At 38.2% G+C, this 13645-nt stretch carries 7 protein-coding genes; 1 reads left to right on the forward strand and 6 read right to left on the reverse strand.

The features are described 5' to 3' along the window. Positions 1-49 precede the first annotated feature (49 nt). Positions 50-640, forward strand: coding sequence for an RNA polymerase sigma factor (locus tag AABK36_RS16615; protein WP_309940195.1), 591 nt, complete (start codon positions 50-52; stop codon positions 638-640). Positions 641-681: 41 nt separating this feature from the next. Here the strand turns inward: AABK36_RS16615 and AABK36_RS16620 are convergent, their stop codons facing one another. From AABK36_RS16620 to AABK36_RS16645, 6 genes are all read right to left on the reverse strand, one after another. Then, on the reverse strand, positions 682-1851 hold the full coding sequence (locus AABK36_RS16620; RefSeq protein WP_309940194.1) for a hypothetical protein: 1170 nt from the start codon (positions 1849-1851) through the stop codon (positions 682-684). Between the two features lie 31 nt (positions 1852-1882). Beyond that, positions 1883-2992: an aldose epimerase family protein gene (locus tag AABK36_RS16625; protein ID WP_309940193.1), complete on the reverse strand. Its 1110-nt coding sequence runs from the start codon at positions 2990-2992 to the stop codon at positions 1883-1885. A gap of 7 nt (positions 2993-2999) precedes the next feature. Further along, positions 3000-6395: an amylo-alpha-1,6-glucosidase gene (locus AABK36_RS16630; RefSeq protein ID WP_309940192.1), complete on the reverse strand. Its 3396-nt coding sequence runs from the start codon at positions 6393-6395 to the stop codon at positions 3000-3002. A gap of 259 nt (positions 6396-6654) precedes the next feature. After that, positions 6655-8832 carry an MGH1-like glycoside hydrolase domain-containing protein gene (locus AABK36_RS16635; RefSeq protein WP_309940191.1) on the reverse strand — a complete coding sequence of 726 codons (2178 nt, stop codon included), beginning with the start codon at positions 8830-8832 and terminating at the stop codon, positions 6655-6657. Between the two features lie 95 nt (positions 8833-8927). Further along, positions 8928-10889: a glycoside hydrolase family 172 protein gene (locus AABK36_RS16640; protein WP_309940190.1), complete on the reverse strand. Its 1962-nt coding sequence runs from the start codon at positions 10887-10889 to the stop codon at positions 8928-8930. 17 nt (positions 10890-10906) lie between these two features. Beyond that, positions 10907-13615, reverse strand: coding sequence for an amylo-alpha-1,6-glucosidase (locus AABK36_RS16645; RefSeq protein ID WP_309940189.1), 2709 nt, complete (start codon positions 13613-13615; stop codon positions 10907-10909). Between the last annotated feature and the right edge of the window lie 30 nt (positions 13616-13645).

Below are 13645 nucleotides of genomic sequence, written 5' to 3' on the forward strand. Positions count from 1 at the left end.
TCTCCATTTATTTTTTAATTAAGTATATGGCGCAATTTTTCATTTTTATATGGACAATAAATACAAACAAGAAAATAACAACCTCTGGCAAAAATGTAAATCCGGCAATAAAAGTGCTTTTCAAGAAATTTACTATCAATGCATAAATGACCTGTTCGCATATGGTTGCGCAATCCTACCCGATGAAGATGTAGTAAAAGAACAAATACAAGAACTATTCATCTATATCTGGGATAAAAAAGACCACCTCAACATAACAGATATAAAACCATATCTTATCAAATCTCTCAAAAGAAAACTATACAAGTATTGCAAAGGAAATAAAAACTACACTCTCGATATTGACTACTTAGAAGCTAACGCCAATGAGCTCGTCGAAGACGCCAATGAGCTCGTCGAAGACCCCAATGATATTGATTACCATGAGATGGAAATAAAACGAGATGCATTGCACAAACTCATTGAATCTCTGCCTACCAAGCAAAAAGAAATCATATACCTAAGGTACTTCACAGGACTTAAACCTCATGAAATCGCGGATATTATGGAAATAAATGCTCAATCTGTGTATAACCTTTTAAGCCGTTCACTTAAAAATATTGAAAAAAAATTAACAAATAAAAATCATATAAATGAATAATATGAACAGTGAGAGCAATAATCTCTCACTGCCATGCAATACTAATTTACTCTTGATGTTTTAGGTGAACCAAATAACCCGATATTATTTCCATTAGCATAATCCCAATCAATTTTATACTCCCACCAATTATTCATTTTTTCTCCTTTATAAGTCAGTTCATTATTGTAACCCGGCATATTTTGCATCCAGAATATATACCAATGAGCCTCAATCTTACTTTCTGTAGACAAACCATCAGGCCACTGATAAGGCAAATTTCCCCAAGTGAAGCAATTGACCATTTTCTTTTCGCCTGATCCATCAGGGTTCCAATCCATTATATCGCTTTCTATCAGTGTAGGATTTAAGTAATCATAATCTTTTGTTGTATTTGGAGGGTGATGCGTATCACCTACTCTACCCAAAGGAGGACGCTTATCGTCGCCTTTTCCATCCCAGCCTACATATGCATTTAAAAACAAATTCTGATTTCCATTAGTAGCTTCATTGGCATGCATCATGGCCGCTTCTATCTGATGTCCATGATTATGAACAGCTTGATTAGCTGTACGATTCATATTGTAGTTATACAACATATAAGTCGAATTGTAAATCGGCAAATCATCTGTTCGCTCGCTATTCGAAATATCAGCGGTCAAAGGGCTTGCCATATTGGTCTCTGCAGGCTCGATAGTACCATGGTGCCAACCCCACAGCCATACTTCTTTTACTCCTAACTCTTCAACATAATACTTTCCATCGATAGTCTCCATCACATCAAAATAATCAGGACGATACCATCCTTTGTTCCAAGGCACTTCCATGCCTTCCTTAAAATCATCGTACACTATCAAATAATCAACGACTCTATATCCAGCAAAAGGCACCGCATCTGGATTTTCATATCCTTTATACTTAGTTCCTTCTTCAAGCATGAATTTGGATTGAATATTCATACGCATAAGTTTAGTCTTCATTGACTCAAGACTCAACTTTGCTCCAGTGACATCTCTGTCCAACTCTTGGTTATCATCAAGAGGCAAATAAGATACGATCACAATTGGGACTTCCTTCACATAATTTTCCGCTGGAGTCTTCAAAAAATCGGGGATTGTCTCTCTTACAACTTTATCTCCCAATTTTTGAGAAAAAACAGGAGCTCCAAAACAACATATAATCAGTAAACTTCCAAAAATTCTGATAAAATATTTACTCAATAGATCTTTCATAATTATATAACTTATTAAAAAATAATACACTCTAAATGGCTCCTAACTCTTCTCTTGCATCCACGGTCTCAAACTGATAAACAGTCGTGGATTGAAAAACTTCACCAGGGTTTAACATAGCATTAGGGAAGTCGGGCTGATTAGGAGAATCAGGATACAACTGAGTCTCTAGACAAAAAGCAGTTCTATACTCATAAGAAAGATCTTCTTTGCCTATATCAGAGCCGTTAAGAAAGTTTCCCGAATAAAATTGCAAGCCAGGAGCTGTTGTAAACACTGTCATTAAACGTCCTGACACAGGCTCAAATACCTTTGCGGCCACTTCCAATCCTGTTGACGCTCTATTCAGACAGTAATTATGATCATACCCCTGTCCATACGTTAACTGCTCATCTTCCGCATCTATTCTAGCGCCTATAGGAGTCATTAACCTAAAGTCCAAAGGAGAGTTGTCCAGTGTTTTAATTTCTCCCGTCGGAATCAAACCTTTATCCACGGGGGTAAAATAATCCGCATTAATAAACAATTCATGTCCTAAAATCTCATCTTTCCCAGCTCCTGTCAAATTAAAAAATGCATGATTAGTAAGGTTGACAGGAGTAACTTGATCCGAGACAGCCCTATACTCAATCTCTACCGCGTCATTGTCATTCAAGCGATAAATTACCTTTATATCCAAATTGCCTGGAAAACCTTCTTCTCCGTCTTTACTCAAGTAGCTAAGCATAAGGCCTTGACCTCCCTCAATCTCCACTACATCCCATATCACATTATGAAGTCCGTTAAGTCCTCCATGCAGTGTATTTTCACCGTTATTTATGGGCAAAGTATACTCTTCATCACCAATAAAAAACTTTCCTTTGCGAATTCTATTTGCAAACCGCCCTATCAACGCCCCAAAGTAAGCCTCACCTTCTAAATAATTTTCTAACTTGCTATGGCCCAACACAACATCTTCGAGTCGACCTTGATTGTCAGGAACTTGGAGAGACACTATTCGTCCCCCCAAATTCGTTATTTCCAATTTAAGCCCATTTTTATTCTCAAGTTGATAAAGCTGATAGCCAGTCGTTTGCTTTCTCTTTGATTCACATGCCTGCAGGCACAAGAATGCCATGCAGATTGCAATTAACCTTTTCATCTGATATTTATTTTAATGAAACCATCGACTGGTTATTGATAGAAACGCTAATTTCTTTATAAACATAGTTCATGTCCGATTCTGGAAAGTCCACCTCCAATATCAATTTATCATCCTGATGACTCAACAACTTGGCACCTTTAAGACCTGTTACTTCTTGATTGCAATACAATGTAATTTGATCAGTCTTACCCGAAACACCTTCCAAGCCTAATGAATATTGGTCTCCATCCAATAGTTCTTCAATATACTTCACTTTGTCAGAAACAGCTCCTTTTTCAGCGGCTTCTGTAATCGGCAAGACACCTATGCCTCCTCTATATTTGATCACTATTTGATCCCGAGCATTCAACTTCAAAGACTCCAGACTTAACATGATGTTTTCATTCTTATCATCCAATTCAAAAGAGTGCGATTTGCCATTTACAAATACACCATCAACCGCTGTTGCTAAAGGCAAGACGGTAGAAAAGTCTAATACCACTCCCGCCTGAGAGGAAGTGAAATCATAGCTTATCTCTTGCCTACTCTTATTCATCTTCACATCAAGATGCTGCTCACCCACATGAAGTTTTGTAACCTCTAATGAATTCCAATCCCAAGGCAACTGAGGAGTCAAAGCCATACGGTTATTCAATGCATCAGGAGAGAAGCCCAGCATGCCATCCATCACAGGTTGTAAAATCATAGTTCCAGACCAACATTGATGACGAGTTACTCCCATCGGCTTGTATTCTTCGCCATGAACTACTTCCAATATTGCTCCTTGAGTCCAACCTGTATAGATATTCAGATTATTCATCACATGAGTGAAGCCTTGTGTTCCTCTCAATGTCTTATACTCAGCCAATGCCGCCCAACCCGTGAATAAAGGCCACACACTTCCATAATGATAAGCTCTTGGATTATAAAGGTCGCTGTCTTTTCTAAGAATTCTCACACCCCAATCTGAAGAAAATTGATTAGAAGAATACTCCTTGGTTGTCTGCCATGCTTTTTGTGGATTCATCTGCCCATAATAGATTCCAACCGCCGGCATTATTGTCTTTTCCGGATTGAACTTGCCGTCCTTATCTTTACCAAAATTGTAAAAATCAGTCTCAGGATTCCAGTATTGGTTATTAAGAATATTAGAAACAATCTTAGCTTCTTTATTATAAAATTCGCTTTTAACTGTTTCCCCCATAGCCTCGGAAAGATACTCAGCATCTTTCAATGTGCCGGCCCACATACCAGCCAAGTACATTGTTGTGTGCGTTCCCAATAGACTTCCTCCTTCGATCCAAGCATGTCCTACATTCGTATTTTCAATCAAATGATCTCGGTTTGTATCAGTGCTCAGACAAAACTCTATGGCTTTGCTTATTGACGGCCATATTTCACTCACATACTCAATATCACCTGAATGCTTAAGATAATTAGCGGCCAAGTTGATAAACATAGGCGTTGCATCTGCTGCGTCGTAATGAACCGAACCACTGCTTGATAGTTCATGGTAAATCTTACCGTCTAGATTTTGCCATTGAATGAATGTGCTCAACACGTCTTTTACCTGAGCGTGATTACCATATGCATTTATTGCAAAACTACTCCAAATCGCATCTCTTCCAAAATACCAAGCATACCCCGGACGACCATTTACCTTATGATTTCCATTCCAACCAAAGCGAGTCCCGGAATATCCCGCAAAGAGAGACTTCCCTATATTCGGCGTTTCGACAAAGAACTGATCTGTTCTCATAATTGTCCAATCATATCCATCATTAAACTTCTCCAAAGGCGTTTTTATATTGGTCATTTGAGCTAACAAATCATGATAATACTGATTTGAGGAAGCCAATAGATTATTTGTATTTTGAGCAATAGACTGATACACTTGTTGAGTCTTTTCCACCCCTTCAGAACCTGCGGCGATAAGTATCTCAAAAGCATCTGTATTCTTAGTATCAAATACGAATACTCCTTCCAACTTTTTGTCTTCGTCTTTTTCAACAATACCTTCCACATGCAATAGTTCTTTTTGCGCAGGCTGCTGGCTGAATCCTATCAATGTGTTTAGATCTTGTGTAGGATCTGTAATCCACAACGCATTTGACTCATCATTCCAATCAAAGTATAAGTTGCCTGTAGCATTGGAGGAATAAGGCCACATATATCTCAAATTGCTTAAAAATGAAGTTTCTAACTGATCAATATTGCCTTCCCACTCATAATGAACGACTCCTGCTTCTTGCTCTACACTCAATGTAATTATTTCTTTCAATACAACATCTCCAATTATATACTCTCTTATCAGAGCTTCAGGGCGAGTAATCAAGTTAGGTTTCAAATCTTCCAACTTAATCTTTTCACCTCCGATATAAACTGAAGTGTACAAATCCCTCAATGACATTACTGGATGAGTCCAAACTTCCTCTATACCTCCTTTTTCTTTTGCGAAGAAAAACATTCTTCGCCCCGAAATATCCCAAAAATTTCCATCTATCGCTTGATGCTTGATTTCTTTCACAGGAGTTGGCATATTCCATTTTTGAGCCTGAGCAATAGGTTTCAAATCAGCATCTACCTTTCGTTGCGCTACCTTTCTTGGTGTATAATCCCAATACATTGCTGTTTGGCCTTCAAATTCACCATTCAAATATCTAAGACAATTCTCAGTGAACATTGACAATCTTTTAGGACTAAAATTATCTGGTTCAAAATACATATATGCACCTACAGCCAATATTTTTCCATCTCCATAAGGAGTCTCCCATATCAGTTTCGAACTTTCATGATAATGAATATACGCCCAATCAATAGCGACTACTTTAGCTTCAGTCGCTTGGGGCAATGATTTGTCAAAAAAGCCAACTTTTCTCACCTGATGATCTTCTTTACTATGCCAAATATACGCGCCACCGTTCAACCCATTGAACAATGGATGAGAACGATAAGCATGAAATCCCAATTTTCGTCCAAAACCATGATCTTTTACTTCTGTACTCTGTACTTGCACAGGGGTTTCTTCTATTTTCCACTCATTGAGCAACCTTACTGCATCGAGAGTAAGCAAAAGCTTACCTCCATTTTTCACATAAGACTGGATAGGCTTAGCCAAACGCTTTTCCATTTTGCTAATGTCACCTGTATCAGGTCTATGATACCAAACAACATCAATATCCTTCAATATATTTTTTGACTTCAATAGCTTTGCTGAAGGCAACTCTTTGACTTCCACTTGTCCAAAGTCACCCAAAAGCCTCATTGCCGCTTCAATTTCTCCTTTTGAAGATTGATCTTCCGTAGCTTCTTTAATAAATCCTACTCTTATCTTTTCACCGACTTCCGCCGCATTGAGTTGGCTTATTACGATAAAGCCAATAAGCAGGGTTGACCATAGTCGTTTCATTAACTTTTCCATATATTCACCTTGATAAAATCATCCAAACATCAAGACCTTATAGATCCTTATACTTTGTAAAATAACTTAACCATCAAAACTTATTCTTTAACTTTGAGAACAGAGATGAGGCTAACCAAATATGCTTCCTCACCCCTGTATTAAGCCTATATTTTAATCACTTCAAAGGGAGGCTTCAATGCATAAGCAATCTAAACCATTTCTTATATTGAAGCGCTCCTTAACAAATTAACTGTCCACTATTTCATTCCAAATTAAACTAGTCCAAAGAGCTAGCCGTAGCTGACTTATGTTCATAATAATCCTGAAGCACCTTTGCCATAATAGCATCCCATATATAATTTGTAGGGCTGTCAAGCACATCATGATCCGGGCTAAAAGATTCCCAAAAATTATGATTTTTTGATAACTGTGTAGTAACTGCTTTCATCATGATCTCAGCCAACTCATCCGCTTGATCATGATAGTTGTAATCTCGCAAGCCTTCATACACCATGTAGTTCCATAACAACCACACAGGTCCATTCCATTTGCAACAATAATCCACCACATTGCTATATCCCGGATCATCAGCGGCGACAGTCGGAATGCCATACTCCCTCCAAAACTTCTCCGGATCAGTCAACTGCTTAACCAATTTATCAGCTCTTTCCTCTGAAGCAAAGCCTGCCCACATAGGCAAAAATCCAATAATCTCTTGACGCTTTAAATCTTTAACTCCTCTGTATACAAATGAATGATCCTGATCGTCCACATTGTAATAAAACTCTGTATCTTCATCCCACATCATGGTATTGATCAGGCCAGCCAACTCATCATATGCTTTTTTCCATTTTTTTGATCCTTTTTTATTTCCAAGCTCTGTAGCCATAAGCTCCAGCATCTTCATTTCCTTGGCAACCATAGCTGATAAATCCAGACATTCCAACTCATCAGAAATATCTTCACTATCCACATCCAAATACCTCTCATAAGACATTTGAAAAACGACATTATACCAATCTCTCACATTTTCAATAATACCATAAGGTCCCCACTCGAATGTTCCATCTTGATCCTTGTCTCTATTTTTTATCAACCATTGAACATACTTTTCTCCTGAGTCAAATGCATCTTGTAGAAAATCCTTATCTTGGCTCACCTTGTATATGTTCCAATTGATCCAACTGTAAAAAGGCGCTGAAGTCGTTGGCATTCCTTTATGAGGATATGTCTGAGGTCCGCGAGGTCCATGTCGATATGCAATTAAGCCGTCATCAAACTGTTGTTCCATATATACTCTTTGCGAGTTTTGAGCTGAAACAGGGTCCATAAGCGCATATGCAATCATAGAAATAGATTCATGCAATACCTGATGTCCATGCCCCCATCCCCACACAGGATTTCTTGAAAACACATAATAATTATAAGCGGTCTCTCCAGAAGGAGGCAACATGCAACCTCTAGCCAGATTGAGAGAGCCTAAGTACACCAATTTTTCATCCTGAGTCTCGAAATCTATTCTAGGCGTCTGAGCGAATAGTTCTACATTAGCATCAATATAGGGTTGTAAAGGCTCATTTTTAGCAATTTCGACTTCTGCCAACAACTCCTGCAAATCTTCTTTTTGATCCTGATAACCTCTGATATAGCGAACATTTTCACTATCACCTGCTTCCAACTTTATTCGTTTATTAATCGCAATAAAATCAACCATTACGTCTTCAGCATGATTTAGCCAAGCTTCCTGGACTTCAGCGTAACGGTCAATCTTCACCGTATTGTAAAAATCAGGGACTCTGCCTTTTATCGCGCCATAAGTTCTAGGCTCAAAATTACCGGCAAATACTTCTCTTACATCCGTAGGATATCCATGGCCTTTATACAACCCGCTAATCAATCGCCATAAACCTTCATTTCTTTCCGTTATGTATGCCTGACTCTGTTTATCAAAGTTCTTAACATGCAGAGAGTCATTCCCCATTTCAAACAATGGATATAAATCTACCAAATGGTCTTTATCAGATGTATTGGTAATCTGCATATCCACGATAGCGACCTGAGAGCTTTTCACCAAAAACGTTTCCTGCACATCAATGCCAGGATATGGAGAGTATTCCATGGTCATCATATCCGGAAATGAAGCTTTCACCACAGGTTTTTTATAAAACTTGCCCACCTCATCGATAACTAACTGATCAACTACCCACAAATTTGCTATTCTTCCGGCTTGATCACTTTCATAATGTATCGGTTCATTTAATTTATAATGAACCATTTTGTATGCTTTATCTCCATACAAACGTGACCTCTCCATGCTCGCGGCATAGGTAGTAAATAATGGATCTGTAATTCCAGCTTCTATTTGCAAAAAAGGATCATTAACCTTAATTTCTTGCGCCAATATTGATGATACTGTTCCAAACATCATTAAGTATATTATTAAGAACTTATTCATAGGTTTAAAAAATATTATTATTGCTCACGGCTACCGCCTCCTCGCCTTCCACATGGTTTAATTGCATCTCAGCAAGCAGCCGGGACAATATTTGTTTACTTATCCACACTATATTTCAAATTGCCTTTCTTATCGATTATTCGAGCATAGAAACAAAAACCTCCAAAATTATTTTCGGCTTTAACCATCAACTTATTCCAACCTTTTTTCAATTTCAAATTGATTTCATGTTGATCCGGCTTAGCTATGTTCACATCCAAAAATCTAAAAATCTCATCATCATTCAAGAATACCTTTCCTCCATCATCACAACTGAATAATAACGGTAATTCTTGATCCTCAGGAGAATAAACATGGGTCACAGCATAAGTGATAATAAAGTCTGTAGGGTCAAATAGCTTCCAAAGCTCCATTGCATATCCTCCCGGCCTTCCATCTACTTTGAACCAAGACAATTCTTGATCATCAATTCCAACATAAGTCTTGCTCAAGTCAAATTCTTTCTCTGGCTCATATACTTTATCCAAACCGTATCTCAAATAGTCATTATCTCGTGGATTAGGAAATGGACCTATCATGTACCATTCTGGAATATAGACTCTCTCAGGCTCAAATACTGCCGCGTCCAAGCCCATTTTAAACCCTTTTGACTTTGGATGAGCTCCTACAACTTTAAAAGTCAATTTGATTTCCTGATTTTCAGGCACTAGCTTTTCCAAAGACACTATCTCAGCGGGAAATACTTCATCGTGATACCCATTGAATGCACCTATTTTTTTGCCTTTATGGTAAATCTCAACATTCCCGTAATCTGGACCTTTAGTTGTATATAAATCGATGTTGTACGCTTTTTCATAAGCTTCGGGAATCGTAACATGAAATTCGGCGCCATTACCTCCATCAACCTCTATCTGTTGCATATTAAACCAATCAGGACCATAATTCGACATATCTACTACTTTATGCGCGGCACCTTCCAACTTATATGCAAAAAAATCAACAGCTTCATTTGGAACTTTTCTTCTTAGAGGTATTCTCAGTGAAGCTTTCTTTATCGGTTCCATCGGCTTATGAGGTTCTTGCTGATACCAAAACACTGTTGTACTCCAGTCCACTTTCTGTTCGTTAGCATGCCCATGCTCCATTGTTACCTTGATAGATTCTTTAAACGGTATTGGGTCCGGAATATGATGCCTATAAGCGGTGACTCTTCCATTTTCCTTATCAAGCACTACCACTCCGTGGTACGGTCCATCAAAAGGGCCTTCTTGGAAATACCAACCACCAGTAAAATAATCTTCCCATCCTGTGCCATATGTCGAAGGAAAATCTTCTCCATCCACATATATCATCTCATCTCCTTCCAGATAAAATAAACTATTATCATACGGCTCTCCGTTAAAACTCAAACCAACAAACTTTCCTTTTCCTTCAGCATCCAAAGCTACAAAATTGTCGTCATAATCTGTTCGGATATCCCTTTTCCACTGGGCATGGAAATACTCTGTATCATCCGGCAGTTTTTCATCCAATTCGAAATAATTGATATGGTAATAAAATGCGAATATCTCTTCACCTGTTTGGTTCACTACTTCAATTCTAGCATTTTTATTAAACGGCATAGGAAAGTAACTATAATATCCTCCGCTCGACATGCCGACATACTCCGCCATATGATGCTTATATTCAAACCCGCAACCAAAGAAATCTCCAAAAGGCACTTCAACTGACGGCTCGGTCTCATCATCCCAATAAAATCTAAGCAAAATTCTTCTTAGATAATACGGATCTCTTGAGTCAGTCGTAAACCACATTCTCTTAATCACTCCGGGACCATCGATATTCGCGATCTCAACCGTTTTACCCTCGTGAATATTTATTCTGTCATTGTTTCCGCCAGTAGTGTCATAACTAGACAATTGCACCATTTTGCCATGTTCCAATAAAAACGGATCCATTGGCGCAAAAACGTTAACAGTTGGTTGAGCTTTCTGACATCCCCAACTTATAAAAATGATGGTGGATAATACTAATCCAAAATTAAAAAATCGTTTCATATTACTAAATACCTCCTTTACAATGATGTTAATCCTGCTTCTTCGATCATCTTATTTATGATTCCTGCCCAAATGTATGTTTTGTGATAACCACCCCATGCATTATCAGGACTATAAAACTCCCACAAATTATGATTGTCCTTCAACTGAATAACCATACTCTCTGCGACTCTTCTTGTTAATTCTTTTGCTTCTGCTTCATAACCATAATCCAGCAGTCCCCTCACTATCAAGTAATTCCACTGCACCCATACAGGTCCATTCCAATAGCCTTTGTCATTATAATAGCTATCTTCAGCCGACAAGGAAGGAATCCCGTATTTTCTCCAAAATTTATTCGGATCTGTCAAATGCTTTACCAAAGCGGCAGCCTGCTCTTCTGAAGCGACTCCTGCCCACAATGGCAAGAAAGCTATTATTTCATCTCTTTTCAGATCATTTGTCTCTTTGTGGCTAAAAGTATGATTGTCTCTGTCCACATGATAATAAAACTGATTTTCTTCATCCCAAAATGTTTCGTTGATCAATGCAGACCTTTTTTCATAATCTTTTCTCCAATGCTCAGCTTCTTCAGCATAACCTAATTCCAGACACATTTTTTCCAAAGATTTCGCTTCCATGACAAGCATACAGTTCAGGTCCAAGGCTTCAAAATTTGAAGGCCAAGCAACTTCATCCCATACAGCGACCAAAGCATCGCGAACAGACTCCAATATGGCATGTCCTCCCCATTCGCAAAGACCATCTTGATCCACATCTCTTTGCGCTACAAAGAAGTCATAAAATCTTTTGCTTGAGCTATACATCTCTTCCAAAAACTTCTTATCCTTTGTCACTTGATAAACTTCCCAGTTGAGCCAAGAATACCAAGGGGCCGATGAAGTTAATGAGCCATTATGCTCAATGATCTCGTTGAGATACGCTCCCGAGCGATAACTAATGTAACCATTTTCAAGCTGACGCTCTTTGTATACCTTTTGCGATTCCATCGCACTCTGAGGATCCAACATTGCATACGGCAACATAGCTATACTCTCATGAAATACCTGTCCTCCATGTCCCCATCCCCAAGTCGGTTCTCTTGAAAACACATAATAGTTATAATTTGTCAAGTTATCCGCAGGGTAAAATACTTGACGCATCATATTGAACGCACTATAATACAACAATTCCAAATCAGGACTTTCAAAATCCTGCTTTACACTGGCAAACAATTCTTCGTTATCTTTTAAGTACTGATCTTGCTTCTCTTCTTTAAGATTGTTCGCCTGCTGATTCAACTCTTCATAGCTTCGATCTTTTTCACCTACGATTCTCAGCAATCTCACACTTTTCGGTTGATTCGGTTGCAACTTCATATCATATCTAAATGCCAAAGCCTTAGCCATATGTTCAAACTCTCCCGCAATGCCCTCGCTTACAAATTCTTCAAAAGACACTTTTTCCACAGGGATCAACTCGGCGGAGTGAATGCTAATATCCCCTTGCTTATTTTCAGCTGTTACGATAAATCGTTCCCAATCTTCTCCCTTTATGCTTAATATTTTATCATTGGCTTTTATCCCCTTCTCGACCAATGAATAGTATGCTTCACCTCTTGATTTTGCATACACGCGATAACTATCATCGCCTTTATTTCCTGTCCAGGATATATAAACATTGTCTCCTCTCTTTTCTATTTTTGCATTAGCAGGCGCTTTCATTCCCGTATACTCTGCTAATTCAATATCTTTTCGTTTTCCCTTTCCTTCTTCTACTCTAGCTGTATATATTCCCCCTTGTTTACTTTCATTACAGTACAACTTTACTTCATACTTCATCCCCTCTTTTACTGGCTTAAGGTTGCCAAGCTCCATTCGAATATATCCTGATCTGTCAAAAGTATTTTCCGCCAGTCCCCAAACAGGACTTGTCTCTGTAAGCAATTTATCTTTATCTCCATCAAGAATCAACTGGATACGATCTGATGGAGTTTTTAATTTCACCCGCTCTTTGTCCTCATTCGATTTGAGAGCTCTCCCAGTTACTTGATATTGTTGTTGTTTATTCAGATGAATATCATTAGGTATTTGAATACTCTCACCCCATACGCTGTTGAAACTTCCCAAAGCATCCGGCATAGGATATGTGCGAAATACATTCATTAAAGAATCATTGTAAGGCACTTCATTATTTATAGTCCAATAATCAGGATATTCTTCGTGCATGAAGTTAAATGCATCTGCTTCATATACAATACTACTAAATGCTCTATAATTATTTTGAATAAATGGAAACACTTGAAGATCAACATCCTTCGATGATGCATTCTCAATAGCCATATCCAGAATCATAGCTCTGGAACTTTGGACTAACATTTCGACAGTAACTACTATATCTTTAAAAGGAGTATAGGTAAACTTGACCATGTCCGGATAAGAATAATTTATAACGGGCTGGCTATACATGTCTGTAATTTTATAAACCCAGTGATCTCCCTTCCTAAAAGCGAATCCTATATCTCCTCCAGTGTCAGTAGTGAAGTCAGCTCCTCTTTCTTCATCATAAAAAGTCAGCTCATATGCCTCATCAAGAAGAAATTCAGACCTTTCAATAGCAGCGGCATAAGTCGTATATATTGGAGAATCCTTTGTAGCATGCAAATTTGACATCACTCCAACTGAATCATCCTTTACACAAGAGCATAAGAAAGCTCCCATGGCGAGTATGATAAGATAATTCTTCATAAGAAAAAAATTAGAATAAATTAGGTATGA

The sequence above is a fragment of the Aureibacter tunicatorum genome (assembly GCF_036492635.1).
Lineage (GTDB): Bacteria > Bacteroidota > Bacteroidia > Cytophagales > Cyclobacteriaceae > Aureibacter > Aureibacter tunicatorum.